The organism is Candidimonas sp. SYP-B2681 (assembly GCF_003971065.1).
Taxonomy (GTDB): domain Bacteria; phylum Pseudomonadota; class Gammaproteobacteria; order Burkholderiales; family Burkholderiaceae_B; genus Pollutimonas.
The window spans coordinates 416,365-440,356 of sequence record NZ_RYDV01000002.1 but is presented as its reverse complement, the minus strand read 5'-3'; the positions used below and the strand labels follow the sequence as shown (position 1 = coordinate 440,356).

The 23,992-nt window shown below is 55.0% G+C and carries 26 protein-coding genes; 11 read left to right on the top strand and 15 right to left on the bottom strand.

What is annotated here, in order from left to right; all coding sequences use genetic code 11:
* Positions 1-49: 49 nt before the first annotated feature.
* The 3 genes from dapF to xerC are packed head-to-tail and all read left to right on the top strand — an operon-like array spanning position 50 to position 2,606.
* Positions 50-961 (top strand): diaminopimelate epimerase, encoded by a 912-nt coding sequence (gene dapF / locus EKL30_RS06630; RefSeq protein ID WP_126706567.1) that lies wholly within the window; start codon positions 50-52, stop codon positions 959-961.
* Entirely contained in the window at positions 958-1,641 is a 684-nt protein-coding gene (locus EKL30_RS06625; protein WP_126706394.1) for a DUF484 family protein, read from the top strand. The genes dapF and EKL30_RS06625 overlap by 4 nt, the downstream gene beginning before the upstream one ends.
* Before the next feature lie 8 nt (positions 1,642-1,649).
* Complete coding sequence (gene xerC, locus EKL30_RS06620) at positions 1,650-2,606, top strand: tyrosine recombinase XerC (protein WP_126706393.1); 957 nt, start codon at positions 1,650-1,652, stop codon at positions 2,604-2,606.
* Between the two features lie 18 nt (positions 2,607-2,624).
* On the opposite strand, the gene EKL30_RS06615 is transcribed toward xerC, so the two are convergent.
* The 3 genes from EKL30_RS06615 to EKL30_RS06605 are packed head-to-tail and all read right to left on the bottom strand — an operon-like array spanning position 2,625 to position 5,265.
* Positions 2,625-3,650: a metal ABC transporter substrate-binding protein gene (locus EKL30_RS06615; RefSeq protein WP_126706392.1), complete on the bottom strand. Its 1,026-nt coding sequence runs from the start codon at positions 3,648-3,650 to the stop codon at positions 2,625-2,627.
* Complete coding sequence (locus tag EKL30_RS06610) at positions 3,650-4,549, bottom strand: metal ABC transporter permease (protein ID WP_126706566.1); 900 nt, start codon at positions 4,547-4,549, stop codon at positions 3,650-3,652. Before EKL30_RS06610 ends, EKL30_RS06615 begins: the two co-directional genes overlap by 1 nt.
* The gene (locus EKL30_RS06605) at positions 4,549-5,265 is read right to left on the bottom strand and encodes a metal ABC transporter ATP-binding protein (RefSeq protein ID WP_126706391.1); all 717 of its coding nucleotides are present in this window, start codon (positions 5,263-5,265) and stop codon (positions 4,549-4,551) included. The genes EKL30_RS06610 and EKL30_RS06605 overlap by 1 nt, the downstream gene beginning before the upstream one ends.
* A 288-nt stretch (positions 5,266-5,553) precedes the next feature.
* Between EKL30_RS06605 and EKL30_RS06600 the strand changes: the two genes are divergently transcribed.
* The 5 genes from EKL30_RS06600 to hslU all read left to right on the top strand — a co-directional run bounded on the left by EKL30_RS06600 (position 5,554) and on the right by hslU (position 9,895).
* Positions 5,554-6,054, top strand: coding sequence for a Fur family transcriptional regulator (locus EKL30_RS06600; protein WP_126706390.1), 501 nt, complete (start codon positions 5,554-5,556; stop codon positions 6,052-6,054).
* A gap of 195 nt (positions 6,055-6,249) precedes the next feature.
* Complete coding sequence (locus EKL30_RS06595) at positions 6,250-7,347, top strand: GTP-binding protein (protein WP_126706389.1); 1,098 nt, start codon at positions 6,250-6,252, stop codon at positions 7,345-7,347.
* 72 nt (positions 7,348-7,419) lie between these two features.
* The gene (gene dksA, locus EKL30_RS06590) at positions 7,420-7,863 is read left to right on the top strand and encodes an RNA polymerase-binding protein DksA (RefSeq protein WP_126706388.1); all 444 of its coding nucleotides are present in this window, start codon (positions 7,420-7,422) and stop codon (positions 7,861-7,863) included.
* 112 nt (positions 7,864-7,975) lie between these two features.
* Positions 7,976-8,509, top strand: a complete 534-nt coding sequence (hslV, locus tag EKL30_RS06585; protein ID WP_126706387.1) for an ATP-dependent protease subunit HslV — start codon at positions 7,976-7,978, stop codon at positions 8,507-8,509.
* A gap of 54 nt (positions 8,510-8,563) precedes the next feature.
* Positions 8,564-9,895, top strand: coding sequence for an ATP-dependent protease ATPase subunit HslU (gene hslU / locus EKL30_RS06580; RefSeq protein WP_126706386.1), 1,332 nt, complete (start codon positions 8,564-8,566; stop codon positions 9,893-9,895).
* Positions 9,896-9,979: 84 nt separating this feature from the next.
* Here the strand turns inward: hslU and EKL30_RS06575 are convergent, their stop codons facing one another.
* Complete coding sequence (locus tag EKL30_RS06575) at positions 9,980-10,249, bottom strand: copper-binding protein (protein WP_370246238.1); 270 nt, start codon at positions 10,247-10,249, stop codon at positions 9,980-9,982.
* A 130-nt stretch (positions 10,250-10,379) separates the two neighbouring features.
* Here EKL30_RS06575 and EKL30_RS06570 point away from each other — a divergent pair, with 130 nt between their 5' ends.
* Complete coding sequence (locus tag EKL30_RS06570; RefSeq protein WP_126706384.1) at positions 10,380-10,919, top strand: cob(I)yrinic acid a,c-diamide adenosyltransferase; 540 nt, start codon at positions 10,380-10,382, stop codon at positions 10,917-10,919.
* 92 nt (positions 10,920-11,011) lie between these two features.
* Here EKL30_RS06570 and EKL30_RS06565 read toward each other — a convergent pair whose 3' ends face one another.
* Both EKL30_RS06565 and EKL30_RS06560 read right to left on the bottom strand, forming a co-directional pair.
* Positions 11,012-11,542: a carboxymuconolactone decarboxylase family protein gene (locus EKL30_RS06565; RefSeq protein WP_126706383.1), complete on the bottom strand. Its 531-nt coding sequence runs from the start codon at positions 11,540-11,542 to the stop codon at positions 11,012-11,014.
* A 17-nt stretch (positions 11,543-11,559) separates the two neighbouring features.
* Positions 11,560-12,885: an aspartate aminotransferase family protein gene (locus tag EKL30_RS06560; protein WP_126706382.1), complete on the bottom strand. Its 1,326-nt coding sequence runs from the start codon at positions 12,883-12,885 to the stop codon at positions 11,560-11,562.
* A gap of 188 nt (positions 12,886-13,073) precedes the next feature.
* Here EKL30_RS06560 and EKL30_RS06555 point away from each other — a divergent pair, with 188 nt between their 5' ends.
* Together EKL30_RS06555 and EKL30_RS06550 are read left to right on the top strand one after the other, a co-directional pair.
* Positions 13,074-13,964, top strand: a complete 891-nt coding sequence (locus tag EKL30_RS06555) for a MurR/RpiR family transcriptional regulator (RefSeq protein ID WP_126706381.1) — start codon at positions 13,074-13,076, stop codon at positions 13,962-13,964.
* Between the two features lie 7 nt (positions 13,965-13,971).
* Complete coding sequence (locus EKL30_RS06550) at positions 13,972-15,006, top strand: C45 family peptidase (RefSeq protein ID WP_126706380.1); 1,035 nt, start codon at positions 13,972-13,974, stop codon at positions 15,004-15,006.
* 479 nt (positions 15,007-15,485) lie between these two features.
* Here EKL30_RS06550 and EKL30_RS06545 read toward each other — a convergent pair whose 3' ends face one another.
* From EKL30_RS06545 to EKL30_RS06505, 9 genes are all read right to left on the bottom strand, one after another.
* The gene (locus EKL30_RS06545; RefSeq protein ID WP_233582867.1) at positions 15,486-15,923 is read right to left on the bottom strand and encodes an SRPBCC family protein; all 438 of its coding nucleotides are present in this window, start codon (positions 15,921-15,923) and stop codon (positions 15,486-15,488) included.
* Between the two features lie 115 nt (positions 15,924-16,038).
* Positions 16,039-16,422, bottom strand: coding sequence for a DUF4260 domain-containing protein (locus EKL30_RS06540; protein ID WP_126706379.1), 384 nt, complete (start codon positions 16,420-16,422; stop codon positions 16,039-16,041).
* Positions 16,423-16,631: 209 nt separating this feature from the next.
* A complete protein-coding gene (locus tag EKL30_RS06535) occupies positions 16,632-17,246 on the bottom strand; it encodes a dihydrofolate reductase family protein (RefSeq protein ID WP_126706378.1) in 615 nt (204 codons plus the stop codon).
* A gap of 42 nt (positions 17,247-17,288) precedes the next feature.
* Positions 17,289-18,149 carry an N-formylglutamate amidohydrolase gene (locus tag EKL30_RS06530; RefSeq protein WP_126706377.1) on the bottom strand — a complete coding sequence of 287 codons (861 nt, stop codon included), beginning with the start codon at positions 18,147-18,149 and terminating at the stop codon, positions 17,289-17,291.
* A complete protein-coding gene (locus EKL30_RS06525; protein WP_126706376.1) occupies positions 18,136-19,260 on the bottom strand; it encodes an ABC transporter ATP-binding protein in 1,125 nt (374 codons plus the stop codon). Before EKL30_RS06525 ends, EKL30_RS06530 begins: the two co-directional genes overlap by 14 nt.
* Positions 19,257-20,243 carry an ABC transporter ATP-binding protein gene (locus EKL30_RS06520; RefSeq protein ID WP_370246237.1) on the bottom strand — a complete coding sequence of 329 codons (987 nt, stop codon included), beginning with the start codon at positions 20,241-20,243 and terminating at the stop codon, positions 19,257-19,259. The genes EKL30_RS06525 and EKL30_RS06520 overlap by 4 nt, the downstream gene beginning before the upstream one ends.
* A 5-nt stretch (positions 20,244-20,248) precedes the next feature.
* Positions 20,249-21,184 carry an ABC transporter permease gene (locus EKL30_RS06515; protein WP_126706374.1) on the bottom strand — a complete coding sequence of 312 codons (936 nt, stop codon included), beginning with the start codon at positions 21,182-21,184 and terminating at the stop codon, positions 20,249-20,251.
* Positions 21,181-22,155 (bottom strand): ABC transporter permease, encoded by a 975-nt coding sequence (locus tag EKL30_RS06510; RefSeq protein WP_126706373.1) that lies wholly within the window; start codon positions 22,153-22,155, stop codon positions 21,181-21,183. Before EKL30_RS06510 ends, EKL30_RS06515 begins: the two co-directional genes overlap by 4 nt.
* Before the next feature lie 11 nt (positions 22,156-22,166).
* On the bottom strand, positions 22,167-23,750 hold the full coding sequence (locus EKL30_RS06505) for an ABC transporter substrate-binding protein (RefSeq protein WP_126706372.1): 1,584 nt from the start codon (positions 23,748-23,750) through the stop codon (positions 22,167-22,169).
* Between the last annotated feature and the right edge of the window lie 242 nt (positions 23,751-23,992).

Here is a 23,992-nt window from a genome sequence, read left to right as displayed (position 1 = left end):
CTCATTCCGGCCTGAAAATACAGTGGACTTTGCGGACAAACGCAGTGTAATCCGCGATAATCTCACCATGATTTGGAACTTCGCAAAGATGCATGGCGCCGGCAACGATTTTGTTGTGCTCGATGGCGTGCGGCAATCCATCGCCATGACGCCTGAACGCGCTCGCGCCCTCGCAGACCGCCACTTTGGTGTCGGCGCCGATCAGTTGCTGCTGGTCGAAACGCCCTCCCATCCCGAAGCCGACTTTCGCTACCGGATATTTAATGCCGATGGCAGCGAAGTCGAGCACTGTGGCAACGGCGCGCGCTGCTTTGTTCGCTTCGTGCACGAGCAAGGCTTATCGGGGCGCAACCCCTTGCTTGCCGAAATCAGTACTGGCCTTATCTCCTTGACCCGCTCCGATTCCGGAGACGTATCGGTTGAAATGGGTCAGACCCGATTCGAACCTGACGCGGTAGCCTTCGACACTAATGGGCTGCAGTCGGCGCGCCTTGGCGACGATACTCTCTGGACCTTGCCGCTGCCAGGTCACGACGATGTCCAGCTTTCTCTCGTCGCGATTTCGAACCCCCATGCGGTTCAAGTGGTCGACGACATCCTGACCGCGCCGGTGCGCGAGGTCGGGCCATTGATTGAATCGCACCCGCGTTTCGCACAACGCGTCAACGCCGGATTCATGCAAGTCATCGATCGGCGCACCATCAAGCTGCGAGTTTACGAGCGTGGCGCAGGCGAGACCCTGGCCTGTGGCACTGGCGCCTGCGCCGCCGTCGTCGCCGGTATTCGCCGCGGGCTCCTGGATAGCCCTGTGCTGGTTCATACCCGAGGCGGCCCGCTTACCGTCTCATGGAACAACAATACCCTGCGCATGAGCGGCCCGGCCATCACGGTTTTCACCGGCCAGGTCGATATTGACGCACTTACCGACCAGTTCAATACCAAGGAAACACAACACCCATGACCGCAAGCAGCTTCTCCGCCGACGATATCGCAGCATTCCTGAAAGAGCGCCCCGAGTTTTTCCAGCAACATGCCGAATTGTTTGCAAATTTGCGTGTCCCTCATCCCAACGAAACCCGCGCCATTTCGCTAGGAGAGCGTCAGATCCTGACTCTGCGCGCCCGCAGCAAAGACCTGGAATGGAAGCTTTCGGGGCTGGTGCACAACGCCAGCGGAAACGAAAAAATCAGCAATACCCTGACCCGCTGGTGCTGTCGCATGCTGGCCGAGGACGACGCGCTGCAAATACCTGCACACATTGTGCGCAGCCTGGGCGACCTATTCGACCTTCCTACGATTGCATTGCGAGTCTGGGATCTGGCCAGGCTTGACGATAGCGAGTTCGCGCAAGACGTAAACGACTCGATACGAACCTATGCCCGCAACCTTACCAAACCTTACTGCGGCCCGCTACAAGATCAGGAAGCGGCGGCATGGTTGGGTACCTCGCCAGCTTCGCTTGCCATAATCGCCCTTCGCCCAACCGGCCATACTGAACCATTGGGGCTACTGGTACTCGGGTCCGACGACGCCGAGCGCTTCTCAAGCGATATGGGCACCGCCTTCCTGGACACCATCAACGAGCTCGCAAGTGCAAGCTTGCTGCGTTTGCAAAACCCCGTTCCACAAGAGCGGGCGTAGGCCATTTTATGCACGCCTTGCCTGCCGCGATGGAGCAATGGCTGCTTCACCTGCAAGCCAATCGCCGTTACTCCCCCCATACTTTGGCAGGATACCGGCAAGACCTTTGGCATTTGATTCAATGTCATCCCGAGACCACTCCGGACGACCTTACTGAGAGTCATATACGGCATGCCATTGCGCGTTTGCATAGCCAAGGCCTCCAACCACGCAGCTTGGCCCGTGCGCTGGCCGCCTGGCGCGGCTTCTACCAGTGGCGCGCGACGACAGGCGCGCTGGAATGCAATCCTGTTGCAGGCGTACGCGGCCCCAAGGCGGCTCGGGGTCTGCCCAAAGCACTATCGGTAGAACAAGCCCAAGTGTTGCTTGACCGCCCAAACCTGCCCGAACCCAATACTCCGATCGAATGCCGAGATCAAGCCATGTTCGAGATACTGTATTCCAGCGGCCTACGGCTGGCTGAGTTGGTGACGCTCGATTGGCGCTATAGCCGTCACGATCAATATCAATCGCAAAGCTGGATCCAGCTCGCAGAGCGCGAGGCCATCGTTAAAGGCAAAGGCAGCAAAACGCGAAGCGTGGCATTGGGCAGCAAAGCCATTGCCGCCACCGAGCGATGGCTTGCCATGCGAGACCAGTTGCTGCCAGCGCGCGCCGCGGATGACCCCGACACGACCGCGGCGCTCTTCTTGGGTGCACGCGGCAAACGCATCAGCCCCAGGGTGGTACAGCTTCAACTGAACAAACTGGCCACACTGGTGGGACTGCCGGTTCATGTCCACCCGCATAGTCTGCGCCATAGCTTTGCCACGCATATGTTGCAGTCCTCGCAAGACTTGCGCGCCGTACAAGAAATGCTGGGGCACGCCAATATATCGACGACCCAGATATATACAAGGCTGGATTTCCAGCATCTGGCGGCCGTCTACGATCAGGCCCATCCCCGCGCCAACCGTAAACGCTAAGGGAGTTTTCCGCCGCGTTTAGTCTGCGGGCGTCAACACATAAATCAGTTGACCGGCGTTCCAACTGAACATGCCCAAATAGGTGGAAGCCGGTTGATCGGGTGGTGCCAGCGCATCGGAATACAGGCTACCCCCTACTTTCGATCCGGTTTCACGGGCGATTTGGGTCACTAACCTGGAGTTTGTGGTGTTTTCCATAAACACTCCGGAAACCTTCTCTTTGCGCGCCCGGTCGATAATGTTTGCCACTTCGCTGGCCGAGGGCTCGGCTTGACTGGAAAGGCCAACAACCGAAATGAACCGTATGCCATAGGCCTCTGCAAAATAGCCGAACGCATCATGCGAGGTCAAGACCTTGCGCCGGTCCTGAGGAATACTTTCGAACGCCTGCTTTATTTCGGCATCCAGCTTTTCCATCCGGCCGATATAAATTTCGGCACGACTTTGGTAATAACCGCTACGGCGAGGATCAGCCAACGACAAGCCATCGGCTATGTTTTTCGCGTATTTCATGCCATTGCTCAGGCTTTGCCAAGCGTGAGGATCGATATCGCCGTGCCCGTGCTTATCATGAACATGATCGTGCTTGGCACTAGTCGTGTCAGGCTTGCCGGCGCTGCCCACCGCGATCTCGTCTTTTGTCTTGCCATCCCCCAAGCTGCGGAGCACCACCCCATCGGAGGCGAGGACCTGAGCTCCCTTGAATCCGGCGGCGTTGATCAAACGAGGCAGCCAGCCCTCGAAATCCAGACCGTTAATCACCAGGACCTGCGCCTGAGACAATGCTTTGACGTCCCGCGGAGTGGGCTCGAACGAATGCGCATCGCCGTTGGGCCCCACAATGGTGGTCAGAGAAACGTGCTCGCCGCCGATTTCCTTGACCATATCGCCGATGATCGAGAAACTGGCCACCACCCTCAGGGGTGGTTCTTCGGCAGCGGAAACCGTAGGCGACAACACCGCCAGAAAAGCCCCGCTCAGTAAAGCCAACACACTACGCCGTGACAATTTCACCGCCATTGCGGCGTTACGAACCTTTGACATTAAACGCGCTCCGAGATGTGGGATAAACCACGATGCCGGGCATGGGCCTGTTTTGCTGCTTGCAGAAGCCCGCCCAGAGGACCAAAGAACACAGAAAAGAAATACACCGCTCCGGCCGATAAAATGATCGAAGGCGAAGCCGGCACGTTGGCATAGTAAGAAAGCAGCAGGCCTGCATATGACGAAACACTACCTATAGCGGCCGCCAAAACCATTTGACTTCCGACCGAGCGGGCCCAGAATCGGGCAGCGGTCGCCGGCAGCATCATGATGCCCACCACCATAAGGGTCCCCAGCACCTGGAACCCCGCCACTAACGTCATGACCAGCAACACTAAGAAAGCGACATGAATCAATGAACCGGCCCTGCCTTCACCTCGCAGGAACAACGGATCAAGACATTCCACAACCAGCGGCCGCAGGATTATCGCGAGAATCAGCAGGGTCACCGTGGAGGTCGAGGTAACGAGCAATAACGAGGCGTCGTCCAGCCCTAATACCGTGCCAAATAACACATGAATCAAATCCATGTTTGAACCCCGCAAAGACACCAGCAGTACTCCCAGCCCAAGGGATACCAGGTAAAACGCCGCGAAACTGGCGTCTTCGCGTTGTGGGGTAAGACGCGCAACGGCGCCCGCCAGAAGCGCTACGACCAGACCTGTGATCATGCCCCCGATGGTCATTGCGCTAAGGGACAATCCCGCCGTCAAGAAACCTACCGCGACGCCGGGAAGAATGGCGTGCGCCATTGCGTCGCCCATGAGGCTCATGCGACGCAGAACCAGGAACACACCCAAAGGACCCGCGGCGAATGCCAATGCCAGAGCACCCGCCAGCGCGCGCCGCATGAAGCCGTAGTCTATAAATGGTCCCAATAGAAAATCAAAAAGCCACATCACAGATAGTCTCCTGCGCATAAGTGGCGAGCCAGATGCAGGTTTTCCGGCGTCAGGACTTCGCTGGTTGGACCCCACGCCACGGCCTGTCCGGCCATCAACAACGCTTCAGGAAAGCAGGCACGCACCATGTCAAGGTCATGCAGCACTGCTATGACAGTACGCCCCTCGCGATGCCACTCCTGTAATAGAGCCATCAAGTCTTCAGTCGTGTGGCGGTCTACTGCTGCAAAAGGTTCATCAAGCAAAAGCGTGGTCGCATCATGCAAAAGCAACCGTGCAAAAAGCGCTCGCTGCATTTGCCCACCCGACAAGGTACCAATAATACGGGGCCCGAAATCGGCAAGCCCGACCGTCGTTAGGGCCGCCTGCACGCGCTCGTGTTCCGATTTATCAAAACCCTTCCAGGCCCCCACTCGGCGCCATGCGCCCATGGCAACGAGGTCATAGGTGCTGATGGGAAAACTGCGGTCCAGCTCGCCAAGCTGCGGCAGACAGGCTATTTGGTGTCGGGAATTACCGGCGAGCCGGATCCGGCCCCGTAGAGGACTGACCAGACCCATTATTCCTTTGACAAGGGTAGACTTGCCAGCGCCGTTCGGTCCGACAATAGCGGTAAGCGAGCCTTGCGCAAAAGCACCGCTTACGTCGCGAACGGCCACACGGTCACGCCAACCTAACGAGACTTGGTCCAGTTCGATAACAGCGTGATTCATGGTCTGCGCCTTACCACCATGCCAGGGCCCAGCCAGTAAGCAACCACAGAAAAGCCACCGCAACCAATATGTGGGCCGCCCGGCGAATACATGACGCCAGCAAGGCGGAGCCACGGTAGGCGTTTGTTTGACGGGACGAAGCGAAAAGGGTTCGGCGCATGAATCCGCAAAATGAGTGAGTAAGGATGAAAGGCTGGTGTTATGTTATAACATACTGAAGACGCGTGCATAGTGCCGCCCGTAGATCTGTAAGATACGTCCCCAATGTGTTCCTCAAATCAGAGCGTCATGGTTGCCAAATATTCGACTTCACCGCCTGCCATTGCGGCAAAGCTACGTACCGCCGACTCGCTGTGCGCCGAGCGCGGCAAGCGGCTCACGCCCATACGGCGCAAGGTGCTCGAAATACTACTTGCCGAGCAACGCAGCGTGAAGGCATACGAGTTGCTGGAACTGATTCGTTCGGTTCAGCCTGGAGCCGCGCCACCGACCGTTTACCGCGCCCTGGATTTTTTAGTGGACGAAGGCTTGGTTCACCGCCTTGACGCCATTAATGCGTGGACCGCGTGCCTGGATGCAGCGGGTGAACCACACGACCTGCTGGTCGTTTGTACCCAATGCGGCGCGGTTGCCGAATTAAGCGATCCAGAGCTCAGCCGCCAGCTGGCGGGCAAGGTTGCTGCAGCCGGATTCGTGCTTTCCAGTCACGAGACTGAACTCAGGGCGCTATGCAATAAATGCCGGGGGCATAGCGCTAGCCATGGTCACGTACACGCACACAACGCCTGACCATCTCGCGGGTAGGCTTGCTTTTTTAGCGACTTATTTCAAGGGGATGCAAGTTTTCCACTCGGTGTTTGCTCTAAAGCGTATGCTGTGATGTAATCGCACGTTATGTTTTTTTTGCGCGGATTGAAATTTATGATATAGCCGCCATCTTATACGGCGTCATATAAATCAGACCCGCGCCATGCGAGGCCTACAATGAAACCCGCTATTAGCCCAGACAAAATGGTGCCGGTGACTATCCTTACCGGTTTCCTTGGGGCAGGCAAAACCACCCTGCTCAAACGAATCCTTTCCGAATACCACGGACGCCGGATTGCCGTCATCGAGAACGAGTTCGGGCCAGAAAGCATCGACAACGAGTTGCTCGTCCAGGACAGCGAAGAAGAGATCATCGAACTTAGCAACGGCTGCATCTGTTGCACGGTCCGAGGCGACCTGATGCGCACGCTTAACGACCTTCGCGTACGTCGCCAAGAGGGTCAGCTGTCGTTCGAACGGATCATTATCGAAACGACTGGCATGGCAAACCCCGGTCCTGTGTGCCAAACCTTCTTCATGGATGACGAGATCGCGGACTATTACCGTCTGGATGCCGTCATCACAGTGGTAGACGCCAAACACGGCATGGAAACGCTCGACAAGCAAGAGGAAGCGCAAAAGCAAGTGGGCTTTGCCGACCGTATCTTGATATCGAAAAAAGACTTGGTCAACGATGTCGACTATCAGTCCCTGCGCGCCCGCCTTGTACGAATTAATCCGCGTGCCTCGATTACTCCCGTCAATTTTGGCGAAACCGATCTGAAAGTACTGCTGGATATCAGCGGATTCAATCTGAATACCATACTGGACATCGATCCGGACTTTCTCGCAAACGAACACCCCGATGCAGCCCATGATCATGACCACGATCACAGTCACGATCACGACCATGACCACGAAGGCGACTGCAATGATCATTGCAGCCACCAACACCATGATCACCACGCTCCTCATAACGACGAGATCGGGGCTTTCGTATTTCGGTCCAAGAAAGCGTTCGATCCTGAACGGCTCGAAGAATTCTTGGGCGGCATAGTGCAGGTATACGGTCCCGATCTGCTGCGCTATAAGGGAATTCTGTACCTGAAGGGAATAAACCGCCGAATGCTTTTCCAGGGAGTGCACATGATGATGGGTGCAGAACCTGGCAAGCCTTGGCTATCCAGTGAAAAGCCTAATACCAAAATGGTGTTCATTGGCCGTAAACTTCCCCAAGAAATTTTTACTCGGGGCCTGGAACAATGTTTGGTTTGATAGTGAACCGGGTTGCGTAACAAGGACGCATCCACGGTTCCAAGCACCAACACGACAATAAAAGGACACACCATGGCAAGCAAATCAGCCGCCGCAAAGAGTCAGATCCACTTGCCAACAGAAGACGAACTTCTGGCAATGCCAGAGTCTGACTACATGAATGAAGCTCAATTGGCCTTTTTCCGGAATCGCCTGAAAGAGCTGGAACAAGAAATTCTTACCAACGCAGGAACGACAACTGAAAACCTGCGGGAAACTCAGTTTGTGCCGGATCCGGCCGATCGTGCAACGATCGAAGAAGAGCATGCGCTCGAACTGCGCACGCGCGACCGCGAACGCAAGTTACTCAAGAAGGTGCAGCAATCCATAACACGCATCGATGCAGGCGATTATGGCTGGTGCGAAGAAACCGGTGAACCCATCGGCATCCCACGCCTGCTGGCGCGTCCGACGGCAACATTATCCCTCGAAGCACAAGAACGGCGGGAAATGCGTCAGAAATTGTACGGCGATTAACTCGCCTGAAAAGCCTGGGCTTGTCGCCGTGGCGACGGCCCTGGCGTTGCCATGGACTTCCTCTTGAACTTTGGGTCATTGCCCCCAAGTAAACAGTTCAAAGGAAGGATCCATGGAACAATTTCACGCCACTACTATTATTTGTGTCCGCCGCGGCGATCAGGTCGCCTTGGGCGGCGATGGTCAGGTAACACTGGGCAACATCATCATCAAAGGTACAGCGCGCAAAATACGTCGCCTGTACAACGACAAGATTCTAGCGGGCTTCGCCGGCGCGACGGCCGATGCGTTCACATTGCAGGAACGTTTTGAGGCGAAGCTGGAAAAATACCAGGGCAACCTGATGCGCTCAGCGGTAGAACTTACCAAAGACTGGCGCACCGACCGTGTCCTGCGCCGCCTAGAAGCCATGCTGATCGTCGCCGACCGCGACCACACACTGGTCCTTACCGGAAACGGTGACGTCCTCGAGCCCGAACATGGCATCGCGGCCATCGGCTCGGGCGGTGCCTATGCGCAGTCCGCAGCCTTGGCCTTGCTTCAGAATACTGATATACCGCCCGCAGAGATCGTGAAAAAATCTCTGCAGATCGCGGGCGATCTGTGCATCTACACCAATCAGAACCACGTTGTCGAAACTCTGTGAAGAGTGCCCTGCGCTGCATGCGCATCGTTTTCGCATCCAACACATAGAGCAAATATGTCCTTTACCAACATGACACCCGGAGAAATCGTCTCCGAACTCGACAAGAACATTGTCGGCCAAAATCGCGCCAAGCGATCCGTGGCCGTTGCCTTGCGCAATCGCTGGCGGCGCCAACAAGTGCCCGAACCCTTGCGCAACGAAATCGTACCCAAGAATATTCTCATGATTGGCCCCACCGGCGTCGGTAAAACAGAAATTGCCCGACGATTGGCGAAACTCGCCAATGCGCCCTTCATCAAGATAGAAGCCACAAAATTTACGGAAGTTGGATATGTAGGCCGCGATGTCGACACCATTATTCGCGACCTGGTTGAAATTTCGGTAAAACAGACACGCGATGTGGAAATGCGCCGCGTCAGAACGCAAGCCGAAGATGCCGCTGAAGACCGCATCCTCGATGTACTCGTGTCGCCCCCTCGCAATGCGCAGGGCGAACCAGACCGCACAGAAAACAGCGCCCGCCAGACTTTTCGCAAACGGCTGCGGGAGGGTGCGATTGACGATCTGCAAATCGAAATTGAAGTTGCCCAGTCAGCGCCCCAAATGGAAATCATGGCCCCTCCTGGCATGGAGGAAATGACCGAGCAGTTGAAAGGCATGTTTGCAGGGCTAGGCCGCGACAAGAAAAAGACGCGCAAGATGTCGGTGAAAGAAGCCTTCAAGCTGCTCGCAGAAGAAGAAGCCGGTCGCCGTATCAACGAAGAAGACCTACGCACCGCCGCGGTGTTCAATGCCGAACAAAATGGCATCGTCTTCCTGGATGAAATCGACAAGATCGCGACCCGTCAGGAGCATCAGGGCGGAGACGTATCGCGCCAGGGTGTTCAACGCGACCTCCTTCCCCTGGTTGAAGGCACCACCGTGAATACGAAATACGGGGTGGTACGTACAGACCATATTTTATTTATCGCTTCCGGCGCGTTCCACCTGTCGCGGCCTTCCGATTTGATTCCCGAGCTGCAGGGACGCTTTCCCATTCGCGTCGAACTCGATTCACTGACCGCCGGCGATTTTGTACGTATTTTGTGTGACACAGATTCGTCACTGACCAAACAATACCGTGCCTTGCTGGCCACCGAAGAGGTCAAGCTCGACTTCACTGATGAAGGCATACAGCGTATGGCAGAACTGGCGTTCGACGTAAACGAGCGAACCGAAAACATCGGAGCTCGCCGCTTATACACAGTGATGGAAAAACTGCTCGAAGACTTGTCATTCGACGCGTCGGCCAGCAGTGGTCAAACCATTACTATTGACGCGGCCTACGTCAATGACAAGCTCGAAGAAGCGGCAAGCGATCAGGATCTTTCGCGCTACGTTCTGTAATTAGCAGCCGACGCCCGGAACGTTTAGTTCCTGGCGTCCGGTACCCGTTGCCCAAACTGGCTTCCTGTAAGAGCAACCAGGCAGCTACTTCGAAATACTAACGACCACATACTGGCCGGCTTCGCGCCGGGCGGTAAAGCTCACGCGGTCCCCAGGCTTTATATCCTTGAGCAATGCAGGGTCTATCTTGTAGACCAACGTCATGGCCGGTAATTGGAGCTCGGAGATGGCACCATGCTTGATGGTTATCTTGCCAGCCTCGATATCAATGCGGCGGACTTCGCCCGATGCAGTCCCTTCCTGGGCAACTGCACTGGTGGAATAAAAAGAGGTCAAGGCAAGTACGGCGGCCATGGCTTGTAATGCCCGCTGGTTTACGAACGGCATAAGCTAAACTCCACAAACAAATTACGCTTCAAGCATAGCACTGTGCGCGCATCCGGCTATAACCGGCAATGATCGGCAAACAATCAGGAGTCTCCTCATGGCAACGCGCCTCTCAGTAATTACGACCCGTACCGGCGACAAAGGCACGACAGGACTAGGCGATGGAAGCAGGGTAGACAAAGACTCCCCTCGAATCGCCGCCCTGGGCGAAGTCGATGAATTGAATAGCAATCTTGGCGTATTGCGCGCCGAGCCTCTGCCCCACGCCATCGATGTACTGCTGGGCCGGGTACAGAACGACCTTTTCGATATGGGTGCCGAACTTTGCATTCCAGGCCATACGGCAGTCAACAATGATCACGTCCTGTATTTGGACGAAGCGCTCGCCGAACACAATGCCAGGCTGGGCAGGCTTGAAGAATTCATTTTACCCGGAGGCACTCGTCCAGCTGCGCTCGCCCATGTCGCCCGCACCGTCTGTCGGCGCGCAGAACGCGCCGTCATTAGCTTGAACCGCAGCGAACCGGTCAATGCACCGGTTATCCAGTATCTGAACCGCTTATCCGACCTATGTTTTGTACTCGCCCGCGTGCTCAACGCCGACTCAAATAAACCTGACGTTTTGTGGGGCCGCTGAAATACAAACAGAAAACCGCCCCATTAGTCGGGACAGCATCTGTGTGATGGTCGTCGTACGATTGAACAGCTGCGCTCGATAACTGACCCGTGCTACGTTGCCCGGGCGTCATCTGAATGAATTTGCAGGGCCTCAAGAAAGCGGGACACCATGTTGTAGGTCGCGATCGTGGCAGTCAGCTCGACCAATTGACGCGGCTCGAAATGCGGTTTTACTGCCGCAAAAACTGCATCCGGCACTTGAACATGGCGTGTCATCGTATCTGTGTAGTTAAGCACCGCCCGTTCTTTGTCACTGAATAGCGACGAGGATTCCCATTGGCCGAGGTCGTCAAGCTGTGCTTGCGTCATGCCTTCTTTCAAGGCGATAGGCGCATGCTGATCGGCCTCGTAGGGCGCCCCGTTGATGATAGCGATACGCATGATCACCATTTCCCGTATGTCGCCCGCAAGCGAACTATGGTGACGAATACCGGTTAAGTGATTGAGCCAGCCCCGAGCTATTGGCGGACTTTGCAGCAGCATCTGGTAAAGGTGCAGTACGCTACCACGCTCGGCAACGATTTGGTCGACTAAAGGGCTGACTTCGGGGTGAGCCAGATCGGCGTACGGTAAACGGGCCATGTGGTGACTTCCTTGATTTAAGCAGGCAATACTTCAGTAACCGTGCTGACGAAGCGCGCGACGATTTCGCTGATATCAGCTTCTGTGCAAATAAAAGGCGGCGCAAGCAGGACATGGTCGCCTTGTACGCCATCAACCGTGCCGCCCATGGGATACATCATAAGGCCGTTGCGCATGCCTTGCTTCTTAAGCAGTACATGGGTTTTCTTTGCAGGGTCCAGCGTTGTTTTAGTGGACGTATCCTGAACAAACTCCACCCCGACAAATAACCCACGGCCCCGTATATCACCCACATTGGGGTGCCGAGCGAAAGCCACGCGCAATTCGGCGCGCAACTGCTCGCCCCGCGCCGACACGTTTTCCAACAAACGATCGCGTTCGATAAGCTGTTGAACCGCCAGGGCGGCGGCACAAGCAGTAGCATGACCCATATAGGTATGTCCGTGCTGGAAAAAACCAGTGCCAGCTACGATGGCATCGTAGATTCTGCTGCTGGCCATCATGGCCCCTATAGGCTGGTAACCGGCACCCAGCCCTTTTGCAATCGTGATGATATCCGGAACGACCCCGTCTTCAGCACATGCGAACAAATGTCCTGTACGACCCATGCCCGACATGACCTCATCCAGTATCAGTAGCACGCCGTGGCGATCGCATACCTGCCGTATACGCTGCAGGTAGGTCTTGACAGGCGCTACAGCGCCCACGGTCGCCCCCACAACCGTTTCTGCAACAAAGGCCGCAACATTCTCGGGACCTATTTCGACAATCTTCTGTTCGAGCTCTTGCGCCAGGCGCTCGGCATAGTGTTCTTCGGTTTCGCCTGGCAGTTGGTCACGATACGCGTAACACGGCGAAACGTGATGCGCGGGCACCAGCAAAGGCAGAAACGGTTCGCGCCGCCATGCATTACCGCCTATGGCCAGAGCGCCCAGGGTATTGCCATGATAACTTTGGCGTCGCGCGATAAATTGACTGCGCTTCGGCTGTCCAGTTTCAACAAAGTATTGACGAGCCAACTTCAGAGCGGCCTCTACGGCTTCTGACCCGCCCGACAAAAAATACACATGGTCAAGCCCATCCGGAGAACGCGCAGCAAGGAAATCGGCCAGATCCTCGGCCGCCTGCGTCGTGAAAAAAGACGAGTGTGCATAGGCCACTTTATCGAGCTGATCTTTGATTGCCTGTATTACGACGGGATGCCCATGCCCCAGGCACGAGACTGCTGCTCCGCCCGACGCGTCGATATAGCTTTTGCCATGCTGATCGAACAGTTCGATGCCTTGGCCGCGTATAGCAAGATCGAGATGTTGTTTTGGGTTACGCTGAAAGACGTGGGTCATGGGTGCCCTTGAATCGCTAAAAATTCAACAAATGTTCCAATATGATATACAAGACAACAACCAAATCAATATAATCACGTGCGCTTTCAGCTCGCCCCCGATTTATTCATTATTATTGTTGCTGTTATCACACGATGTGCGGAAGGCAATTTCCCCGCGTCGCACGCGAGGTCTGCCACTGGCTCTTCATGACATACCAATATAATCCCCCCCCCGATACGCTGGACGAGCTGGTCAAGCGCATACAACATGATTTCCCTGGCATGACCGCGCAGTTTCAGGTCGGCGCACGATACTTGATCGATTCGCCGGCAGAGATCCCAATATCTTCCATGCGCAAGATCGCCGCCCAAGCCGGCGTCCAGCCCGCCACACTGGTACGCCTGGCCCAATCGCTGGGATACGATGGGTGGAATTCGCTCAAAGACGTGTTCGCGCAAAGAATGAGACTGGCGCCCCGGCGTTATACAGAGCAGGCGCGAAAAGTAATACGAAGTAAGAACTCGCTCGATATCTTGGATAAAAACATAGCGGCACATGTCCGTAACATTAACCGGCTTACTGACCTGAACGCCGATCGCCTGCTGGCTGCGGTCGATCTACTGTCCAACGCAGCGCACGTGCACATTGCCGGGTTTCGGATCTCATTCGCATCCGCATTTACGTTCCAATATTTATACCGTTTGTTCCGCACGTCGGTAAGTGTCATGCGAGGCGATGCCGGCACATTGGAAATGGATTTGCGTTCTATAAAGAAAGACGATGCATTAGTTATCATTAGTTTTGCTCCCTATTCCAGGGAAGCGATTCAGGCCGCGAAGGCTGCTCGTCATGCGGGCTGCCCGGTGCTGGCCATTTGTGACAGCATCGTCGCACCCATCGCCCAAGATGCGGACTGCATCCTGGTTTTTTCAACTGAAACTCCCTCTTTCTTTCCCTCCAGTACTGCGGCGATTGCGCTGATTGAAATTCTAGTAGAACAGTTACTGGCTAAAGCGGGTAAACAGGCTGTTGCCGGCATTGAAAGCGCTGAAGAGCAGTTGCACCAGACCGGTGCGTATTATTTGAATACTAAATAGGGTTCTCATGCTGTCATTGATTGAACTGTCCGGAACTCCATTTCAGATCGGCCACGCACTGGGCCGATTCGGAGCACAAGCCGCCCATTCTTATCTGATATCTTCGTCGGCCTGGGACAGCGTAATGGTTTGGCGTAATACGAATGCTGCGCGTGTCATGCAAGCACTCGTCCAGCAGCACTTCCCACTTATTCATGAAGAACTGATGGGCCTGGCATCTGGTCTTGAGCTTCCGGCCGAGGATGTATTCTTGTGGAATTGCCGTGGCGATGTATGGTCGATGGCGGCCGATGGTTGCACCACCATCCAATTGCCATCGAGCAGCGGGCCGCGCATCAGCCACAACGAAGATGGCGATCCAGGCTTTGCCGGCTACTGTGGCATCGGAGAATTTACCCCTAACGAAGGCCCTCGCTTCGCGTCCTTTTTATACCCAGCTTCTATTCCGGGCCATACTTTCGCCGTGACAGAGCACGGCTTGGCGATGACGGTGAATAATTTACGCTCGCGTCGCGTAACAGTGGGTGTTCCGCGTATGGTTCTTACTCGTGCCATGCTGAATGAGTCAAGCTTGGATGACGCGGTGGAGCTGTTGAACAATACGCAGAGGTCTGGAGGTTTTCATCTTAGTTTGGCGCAACGCGGTGTCCTGGATCTGCTGAGTGTTGAGTTCAATGACATGGGAGTTTCAGTGCAAACGATTGAAGCGCCGTCTTTACATGCCAATCATGTTATCCATGACTCGATGTGCAATTTCCCGCAGGTGATTACGGAGTCGTCTTTGCATCGGCAGTTACGGGGAAGTTCCTTGCTACATGGGGGTTTGGCTGCTAGTCCTGCTGATATCGATCCTTTGGCTATTTTGGCGGATCAAGCGAACGATGAGTATCCGATTTATCGCGATTCGCCGGACGATACTGACGGCGAGAACACGATGGCTACCGCAGATATTCATGTCGGTGCGGATCAGGTGACCTGGCAAGTATACGAACGCCCGGGGCAATCGTCTCGGTTCAGTTTGATTGACGCGAGGTTGGTGTGATTTTGACGGGATGGGTTTCTTGGTTCGTTCCCTCCGCTCGTTTCGTTCGTTCCCTTCGCTCGTTTCGTTCGTTCCCTTCGCTCGTTTCGTTCGTTCGTTCGTTCTTAAGGAGGCGCAGGGGGCCAGGACAGGGCTGGCTCAAGATCGCTGCGGTTCCGGCTGAGCCGGAACTACCCGGGCCGTACAACACAATCGGGGCGGGCGTGAACTCGCCAACGCCAGTCCTGACGGACTGTGCTTTTGTTGGCTCAGACATGCACGCCCTTTATCCCCCGATTGCGCTGCACAGCCCGGCGCGCTCAACCTTTCGCCTACCCTGCCCTGGCCCCCTGCGCCTCATAAGTCAGTGCGTAGAGACGATCAGAAAATGGAAAAGCGGGCAATAGACGAAAGGTAGAGCGCGCCGGCGCTGCAAATCTCTACGGCGCTTAGCGGCAACCTTTTATTGCTTGTGGAGCGACGAGTCGGCTGTCAGTACACTACTTGCGGCCTTCAACATGGCGCGCGAAATTATTAAGAATTGCCTGCCATCCGGCCTGCTGCTGCTCAACGGAATGGGTTGATTCGGCGTCGAATGAAACCCTTACGCTGACGCCTTCGGGGTTTTCCGCGAATTCAATCGTAGCCGCGCGGTCCCCGAAGGAATATTCGATCAGGCGGTTCGGAACTACGTCGGTATAGGTGCCGGCAAAGTCAAATCCAAAGCTACCGTCCTTCGCCTCCATCCGGGATGAAAAAGCACCGCCCACTCGAAGATCAACACTGGCTTTGGTGGTGTGCCAGTCATCGGAGGCTGCATTCCATTGGACTATGTCGTCTGGCGTTGTGTAGGCGTGCCACACTCTTTCAATTGGCGCGCATATGGTTGTCTCGACGGTAATCTTTATATTCTTTTCCCCCGTTTCAATGCGACTCACGCTGTGGTCGCGCAGTAGCCTGGAAACTGCAATGTTGGTCTTGGCCCGCTAAGTTGCGTGTTGCCCCAATACGCGTTTGGGACGGTTACCCAGATCGCCGCAAAAGCGTCGCCGGTTATGCTTGTTTACCAATCCGGCCGAAATGAGTAAAGCTAAATCCTGCCTGATATTTAAGGCCATACCCCAGCATGCGATCAAAACCAATATGGGCGCACCAGATTAAGCCGATGGTTAATAAAAGCGGGATGGCAGACAATAAACCGACGATCAGGCAAACAACGGCGCCGATATACGAGTGCGCAAAATTATAGGCGGCCGCTCCAGCCTTTGGTCCCAATAGATAGCCTGAAAATGAAATATCGGGCAACAGAAAACAAATGGCAAAGATAGTCCAACCATGGTCTGCGAACTCGGAGTACGCAAGTGAGGCCGCAGCAAGGACTACTAATCCTTCAAGCCTGAGGATCAGGCGAACACCGCCTGTTACGTCGCCGGGCATTATTTTTCCTTTATGCATAACGCTTGGATGTCCGCCCGACGGAAGTATCAGGCCTGAGTGCTGGTCTGCCAAAAAACTGGGCTGAGAGGCACCGCGATGGCAGCGTCTCTTGGAACACGGTGGCAGCGAACAGATTACAGACAGAACATTCACGTCGCATTTTTAACCATCTTGGCGCGCCGGGTCAATTCTTTCGCGCTTGGCTTGGCCTAGCCGAGCGAGCCAAGCTGAATATCTCCAGCGGGAACATAGGTGCTCATTACCACCCCAGTTGTTGACACCTTGTAGGCGACGAGCCGCAGCGCACATGGCCTTGCACCATTTTCAAACAAGCGCTTTCCGCGGCCAAGAACTACCGGGTACGTCCATATGTTGTATTCGTCAATGAGGGCTTCGGCATGTAGGGTCTGAATCAGATTGCCGCTGCCAATGATTTGAAGGTCGTATCCGGGCTGAGCCTTAAGCATGGTTATGGCTGAAACGATGTCATCGCCGAGTATCGACGAATTGTTCCACTGCAATGACTTCAAAGTGCGGGACGCCACATGTTTTTTTGCCGCATTGAGTGTCTTCGCAATCGGATTATCCTCTGGTTGGTAAGGCCAATATGCCTCGAATATTTCGTAGGTTTTGCGACCGAGGATAAGCTCTCGATCTTTACCATCGAAACCCGAGGCAGAAAGATCCATGCCCGTGTCCGCGAACGCGAACCCGAACAGCCAACCACCTAACGTGAATTCTCCGCTTGGATCTTCGGCCGGTCCTCCTGGTGCCTGCATGACACCATCGAGTGATGTAAACGTAGACGCAATGAGTTTTCTCATAGAACTCTCCTACGGTAGATCGGTGCCCTACTGCGAACCGGGCTATATCAGCATCTTCACAAACTCAGCCACCTTCTCGCTAAGTTTCGCCAAGTCTTTCTGCAACGCCTCGAAGCTAGCGGTCTTCTCGTAAGTCGACTCGTCCATATATAGCGCCCGATTCACCTCGATTTGCAGACTATGCCGATTTTCCGCCGGGCGGCCTAAACGACCGATTAATGCTACTCCTTTGAATGGATCATTACGCGCCACCGTATACCCGTGCTCGAGCAAAAAATCCTCGACGATGCCCGTTAGTGTCGGATCGCAAGTTGTACCGTCGCGGTCGCCCAGCACGAAATCGGCCAATGGCTTATCGGCCTTCAATTCAAGAATTTCATACGAGTTGGACGGCATTGAGTGCAAATTCAAATGCCAAACGCCCCCAAAACGCTCATGCGCAAGCTCAATGTATCGGTTCAGCACGGCATGATAAGGCTCGTAGTACGTACCAATACGGTTTTCCACTTCGGCGACCCACAGCTTGCGGTCATAAATCGGCTGGTTGTGTACACGGCTCCATATCAATCCATAACCTAAACGACTCTTTTCAGTAGGGTGCAGTTCGGAAGCCCACGGTTCCGCAAGTATATTTGGATCGATATCGTCCACATCGCGATTCGGATCAATATACGTGCGCGGAAAATTAGCCGCTATCAAGGTTCCCCCTACAAAAGGAAGCGAACGCCAAAGCTCTTCCACGTAAGTATCTTCACCCGAACGCAATACTGACGTCGGCACGTAGTTTTGAAAATCTGCGGGGTAGATCACTCCACTATGCGGCGAATCGCACACCAAAGGTATAACAGTGCTCTTTGGGAGCGACAACACATACGGCTCAAACGATTCATCAGCAAATCTCATGTTTCCTCCGGGGGTCGAAATCATTCAAATGACACGCACTCTGATGCGGCCGCTTCCTTATATCCGGTATATCTCCGGCAAGTTCTGCACTTGCAACCGGTTTAAGCAGTGGACGTTCGACCTTGCAACGCGCCATGGCTTCCGGGCAACGCGGGTGAAAAGGGCAGCCCGGAGGCGGGTCGAGCGGCGAAGGCAGTTCGCCTTTTATTGGGTCGAACTGACGCTGATCCGTGCGCAACATTGGCAGCTCTTTGATCAGTGCCTGTGTGTAGGGGTGATTCGCGCGGCTGAAGATTGTTTCGGTGTCCGCAATTTCAACGATGCGCCCCAAATACATAATCGCGACGCGATCCGCAATATGGCTCACGACGCCCAGATTGTGGCTAATAAAAAAGTACGTCAACCCGAACTCGCGACGCAACTTGATAAAAAGGTTGAGCACCTGAGCCTGGATAGATACATCAAGTGCTGCGACGGCTTCATCGCACACAATTACTGCGGGCCTAAGGGCCAAAGCGCGTGCAATGCCTATGCGCTGACGCTGACCTCCAGAAAACTGATGGGGATACCGAAATCGGTAAACGGGATCAAGTCCCACCTTTTCCATCAGTTCGGCAACGTAGTCTTCTTTTCGTGCACGTTGCACAAGACCATGCACGACCGGGGCCTCGCCGATGATATCGATGACACGCATGCGAGGATTTAAGGATGAGAACGGGTCCTGAAAAATCATCTGGACACCAAGATCGTATTCGCGACGGGCTGCCGTATCTAGCAGGCTGACTTCTTTCCCGTTATAAAAGATCTGGCCGGATGTGGGCGGTAGAATTCCGGTCAGCATGCGACCGAGTGTGGACTTTCCACACCCCGACTCGCCCACTATGCCCATCACTTCTCCCGCAACGACATCGAGGTCCACACCGGCGACTGCCTGCACCGAGGCTGGCTTGCCTGCCCCTTTTAAAAGCCTTCCCAGGCGCACCAGGATGTCGGCGGGCTGGGTGTAATGCCGATGTACTCCGCTTAATCGCAAGATCACGCGCTCGTTCGGAGCGCTAGACGTTGCATCGGTTTGCGGCACAACACGCGTACCGCTATCGACAACGCTCATGCTTGCGCTCCTTTATGCCAACAGCTGACCCAATGGCCGGTTGCCACTTCTTCAAGCACAGGGTCAAGTTCACATTGGGCGGTGGCACGGTAGCACCGCGAGCGGAAAGGACAGCCTTGCGGAAGATTCAGTAAGGACGGCGTCGCACCAGGGATCTGGAACAGAGCTTGTCCTCGCGTTTGGATTGAAGGAATCGACGCCATCAGGCCATGGGAATAAGGATGTTGTGCGGCACCGATAATCACGCCCGTAGCTGCGGTTTCAACAATTCGACCGGCATACATGACGGCCAGCCTGTCTGCCAGGCCCGATACAATGGCCAAATCGTGAGTGATCCAGATCAAGGCTGTTCCGGTTTCGCGGCACAGCTTCTGCACCTCATACAGAATCTGGCCCTGTATGGTTACGTCGAGGGCAGTCGTGGGCTCATCGGCAATGATCAATTTTGGTGAGTTCAGCAGTGCAATGGCGATGGCAACACGCTGGCGCATGCCACCCGACAAGTGGTGCGGATAAACTTGCAAACGCTCTTCGGGAGATGGAATTCCAACCTTTCCCAGAACCTCGAGTGCGCGAGCTCGTGCCGCCTTGCGCGACACACGGTTATGGGCTTGCACTGCCTCTATCATTTGCGTGTCGATTCTGAGGACGGGATTCAAGGTCATGGAGGGATCCTGGAAAATCATCGCCATGTCACGACCCCGCAATCGGCGGTAGTCTTCCGTTGATAGGGTCTGCAAATCCTGCCCATCGAACAGAAGGCGATCGGCGCGCATGCGGCCGGGCTCGTCGACCAAGTTGAGCAATGAGAATCCGGTAATGCTTTTCCCGGACCCTGATTCACCCACCAGGCCTAGGATTTCACCTTGTCTAAGCTGCAAAGAAACGCCGTCCACTGCCTTGACTATGCCGGCTCGCGTGTGGAACCAGGTTTTCAGCCCCTGTACGTCCAGTAAAAGGGGAGTCGATACGGGCGTCGGCAATTGGCTCACAGGCTAACCCCCTGGATCTCATTGCGGGGATTGAGAATATCGCGCAAATGATCGCCCACCAAATTGATCGCCACAACGATGGCGGCCAGCGCAATACCGGGGAAAAACGAGATCCAATAATTGCCAGACAATAGAAACTCGAAGCCATTGGAAATCAACATGCCAAGCGAAGGCTCAGTAACCGGCACCCCTACTCCCAGGAATGACAAGGTGGCTTCCAGGGCGATCGCATGCGCCAGATCGATCGTGGCGATGACCATTAATGGTGGGATGCAGTTGGGAAAGACGTGGCGCCAAAGAATTCGGTGCCACGAAAGCGACATACATCGTGCTGCTTCGACATATTCTTTATTCCGCTCGACAATGGCGGCGGCACGGGCGGCGCGGGCGAAGTAGGCCCACTGTACGGCGATCAAGGCATAAATGACTTTGTCGACGCCTTTGCCCAATACCGCAAGGAGAATCAAGGCGACCAGAATGGCTGGAAATGACAGTTGGATATCGACGATGCGCATTAACAGGGCGTCGATACGCCCTCCGAAATAGGCCGAGACGAGTCCTACCGCGGTACCAATCAGAAAAGCGGCGGACACCGACACCGACCCCACAATCAAGCTGATACGCATGCCATACAAGATCGCCGAAAAAATATCGCGAGCCTGCCCGTCGGTACCGAGCCAATAGGTCATGCTGCCGTCGGCATTGACGCTACCCGGCGGCATTTTGGAATCCATGATGTCCAGAGTGCCGATGTCGAATGGATTCTGCGGCGCGATCCAGGGCGCAAAAATTGCCAGGATCAAAAAGATCACTAACAGTACAAGACCGAAAACGGCCATCTTGCTGGATAGAAACTGTGCAATAAAAACACGCCATAAGCTTTCGTGAGCCGTCTTGGCGGTCGCCGGAACCGTAATCGGTAATGCCGTCATGCGCCTCCCCCTAAACGCACTCGCGGATCCAGTATGGTGTAGGCAATATCGACCACCAGGTTCAAAAGCGCCAAAAACACCACGGTGAGCATTAAATACGCCACGACCACAGGACGGTCGAGTGTAATGATGGAGTCGATCAGCAGTTTGCCCATGCCTGGCCAGGAAAACACGGTTTCTGTCACGACGGCAAACGCGATGACTTGGCCGTATTCGAGTCCGCCTATGGTCACGATCGGTATCAGTATATTCTTGAGTAGATGGACTCCCAGTACACGCCCGTCGCTCAGGCCCTTGGCGCGGGCGTACTTGATGTAATCTTGCGGAAGGCATTCACGTGTTGCCGCGCGCGTTACCCGAATGATCAGGGCACACTTGGCTACTGCGATCGTAGCGGCAGGCAGGATAAGGCTTTGCAGGCCGTCCCAATTGAATATGCTTAACTGCACCGGCCCCACCCATTGAACCGTACCGCGCCCCCCGGCTGGGAACCAGCCGAGCATTACGGCGAAAAGCATGATCAACATAAGCCCCACCCAGAAATTGGGCAGGGAAAAACCCAGTACGGACCCGGTCATGATGGAGCGCGCCTTAATGGTGTGCGGCTTCAAACCCGCATAGATGCCCAAGGGAACCCCAATCAACATAGAGGACAACATGGCGAGCGTCGCGAGCTCGAGGGTGGCTGGCATACGCTCGAGAATAAGCCGCATCGCCGGTTCACCGGTCAGGAAGCTATTGCCGAAATCAAGCAGGGCTGCCTTGCCAAGAAAAATAAAATACTGGTGCCACAAAGGCAGGTGAAGTCCCAGGCTTTGCCGGATGAGGGCTCGTTGAGCATCGGTGGCCTCGGGGCTGGCGAGCATGGCCACCGGGTCACCGACCAGATACAAGCCGGCGAATACCAACGCCGACATCACCAATACAACCAGCACCGTCTGCAGCAAACGGCGAATAATGGTTAACAACACGAGAAAGCCGCTTACTTGGCTAGCGTCATGTATTGCGCTAACGTCATTTGATCAGTGCGGCCGCCATAGCGGATGTCTTTCTTCATGGCCCACACCGACAGCTCGAACTGCAAAGGCAAAATGCCAAAGTCCTCCATGACGATGCTGCCGGCTTGTTGCAGCATTTCGGAGCGTTTCGCATCGTCAAGTGTACGGGAGGCGTCGACGACAAGTTTGTCGAGTTCGGGGTTGGAGTATTTGCTCCAGTTGGTCGTGCCCAGCCCTAAAGCTGGATTTTTGGTGTGAACCAGCGCCAGAAGAGGGTTGAGCATTTCACCCGAACTGGCTGCCCACCCTGCCAAATAGGTGCTAAATGCGTAGCTATCACGTTTCTTGAAGAACACTGGCGGTGCCATGGTTTCGACGTTTGCCTTCACACCGATACGCGCCCACATGGAAGCGACCACCTGGGCAATACGCTGATCATTGGTGTAGCGGCCGGCGGGCGAACCCAACGATACGGTGAAGCCATCGGGGTAGCCCGCCGCAGTCAGCAGTTCTTTAGCCTTGGTGGCATCGGCCAAGGCCACTTTAGACAATTTCTCGGAGGTGCCGAAGCCTGGATAGGCCAGTAAATTACCGGCGGTTTGGGCCGCACCGCCCATGACGCGATCGACGATCGCTTTGCGATCGATTGCAAGAGACAATGCCTGGCGTACCCGTTTGTCGGCCAGGGGGTTCTTGTCGGATGTGCCCGTCATGCCTGGCGGCACTTCAGCCCCTTGATTCAGGGCTATATAAATGACACGCACTGATGGCGTTTCCTGCACATGAAGATTCTTGTCATTCTTCAGTTTCGGCAGATCATCGGTTGGTGGATCTTCGATAAGGTCAACGTCGCCCGCCAGAAGTGCGGCGACGCGCGCAGCCGAATTGGAAATAGGCCTGTAGACGACCTTGTCCCAGGCTGGCTTTTCTCCCCAATAGTGCTCATTGCGTTCGAAAATAATCTCGGCGCCCCGCTTCCAGGAAACAAATTTATAAGGGCCTGTGCCGACGAGACCGTCGCCGCGATTCAGCTCTACTGTGGTTTTACCTTCAGGTGCTGGTCCGGACGCGGCCTTCTTTGACATGATTGGAACCATGGACAAATTAGGCAAAAGGACTGGCGAAGGTCCTTTGGTGGTGATTTTGACGGTCAGTGGATCGGGGGCTTCCACCTTCTCGACGGAGCTTAGGTACAGACTGTAAGACGATGGGCTATTGGGCACCTTGGGAACCCGCGCATAGGTAAAGAGCACGTCTTCAGCGCTAAACGGTGACCCGTCGGCGAACTTCACATCGGGGCGCAGCTTGAAAGTCCAGACATTGCCATCGACCGTCCAGGATTCCGCCAGCGATGGCACCGGTTTAGCGTTCGCATCGGTGCGCACGATAGGGTCGAAAAGAGTTTCCGAAAGCTGTGTGTTGGGCGTAAGCGAATGGAATTGCGGATCCATGGAGCTTGGTTCGGAGCGCAAGGCGATAGTTAGGTCGCGCGCCAGTGCAATACTGGAGAGGCTCAGGAAACTGGCGGCCAGAGCCGACAATAGTATGGTTTTCCGGATTGACTTCATGTTTATGCTGCCCTTTTTATAAATACGTTATCCATTCCTAGATCGAACGCGCACGTTGTCGACTTCGCTAGCATTACGCCAGGAATGGCTGCGCTTCGCCTTCGCGCTCACGTTTGATCTAGAAACGGAATTAGATGGGTAGACCAATAAAACAAAGAAACAAAAAAAGCTCCATGCCTATGACATGGAGCCAGTGTATATAGCTGATCGGGTTTAAATATCGGTATTTTCCCGATGAAGTG

Bases quoted from the DNA above. Each gene is read 5' to 3' on its own strand.
- EKL30_RS06625 (WP_126706394.1), top strand. From the start codon at position 958: ATGACCGCAAGCAGCTTCTCCGCCGACGATATCGCAGCATTCCTGAAA.
- xerC (WP_126706393.1), top strand. From the start codon at position 1,650: ATGCACGCCTTGCCTGCCGCGATGGAGCAATGGCTGCTTCACCTGCAA.
- EKL30_RS06615 (WP_126706392.1), bottom strand. From the start codon at position 3,650: ATGTCAAAGGTTCGTAACGCCGCAATGGCGGTGAAATTGTCACGGCGT.
- EKL30_RS06610 (WP_126706566.1), bottom strand. From the start codon at position 4,549: ATGTGGCTTTTTGATTTTCTATTGGGACCATTTATAGACTACGGCTTC.
- EKL30_RS06605 (WP_126706391.1), bottom strand. From the start codon at position 5,265: ATGAATCACGCTGTTATCGAACTGGACCAAGTCTCGTTAGGTTGGCGT.
- EKL30_RS06600 (WP_126706390.1), top strand. From the start codon at position 5,554: ATGGTTGCCAAATATTCGACTTCACCGCCTGCCATTGCGGCAAAGCTA.
- EKL30_RS06595 (WP_126706389.1), top strand. From the start codon at position 6,250: ATGAAACCCGCTATTAGCCCAGACAAAATGGTGCCGGTGACTATCCTT.
- dksA (WP_126706388.1), top strand. From the start codon at position 7,420: ATGGCAAGCAAATCAGCCGCCGCAAAGAGTCAGATCCACTTGCCAACA.
- hslV (WP_126706387.1), top strand. From the start codon at position 7,976: ATGGAACAATTTCACGCCACTACTATTATTTGTGTCCGCCGCGGCGAT.
- hslU (WP_126706386.1), top strand. From the start codon at position 8,564: ATGTCCTTTACCAACATGACACCCGGAGAAATCGTCTCCGAACTCGAC.
- EKL30_RS06575 (WP_370246238.1), bottom strand. From the start codon at position 10,249: ATGGCCGCCGTACTTGCCTTGACCTCTTTTTATTCCACCAGTGCAGTT.
- EKL30_RS06570 (WP_126706384.1), top strand. From the start codon at position 10,380: ATGGCAACGCGCCTCTCAGTAATTACGACCCGTACCGGCGACAAAGGC.
- EKL30_RS06565 (WP_126706383.1), bottom strand. From the start codon at position 11,542: ATGGCCCGTTTACCGTACGCCGATCTGGCTCACCCCGAAGTCAGCCCT.
- EKL30_RS06560 (WP_126706382.1), bottom strand. From the start codon at position 12,885: ATGACCCACGTCTTTCAGCGTAACCCAAAACAACATCTCGATCTTGCT.
- EKL30_RS06555 (WP_126706381.1), top strand. From the start codon at position 13,074: ATGACATACCAATATAATCCCCCCCCCGATACGCTGGACGAGCTGGTC.
- EKL30_RS06550 (WP_126706380.1), top strand. From the start codon at position 13,972: ATGCTGTCATTGATTGAACTGTCCGGAACTCCATTTCAGATCGGCCAC.
- EKL30_RS06540 (WP_126706379.1), bottom strand. From the start codon at position 16,422: ATGCCCGGCGACGTAACAGGCGGTGTTCGCCTGATCCTCAGGCTTGAA.
- EKL30_RS06535 (WP_126706378.1), bottom strand. From the start codon at position 17,246: ATGAGAAAACTCATTGCGTCTACGTTTACATCACTCGATGGTGTCATG.
- EKL30_RS06530 (WP_126706377.1), bottom strand. From the start codon at position 18,149: ATGAGATTTGCTGATGAATCGTTTGAGCCGTATGTGTTGTCGCTCCCA.
- EKL30_RS06525 (WP_126706376.1), bottom strand. From the start codon at position 19,260: ATGAGCGTTGTCGATAGCGGTACGCGTGTTGTGCCGCAAACCGATGCA.
- EKL30_RS06515 (WP_126706374.1), bottom strand. From the start codon at position 21,184: ATGACGGCATTACCGATTACGGTTCCGGCGACCGCCAAGACGGCTCAC.
- EKL30_RS06505 (WP_126706372.1), bottom strand. From the start codon at position 23,750: ATGAAGTCAATCCGGAAAACCATACTATTGTCGGCTCTGGCCGCCAGT.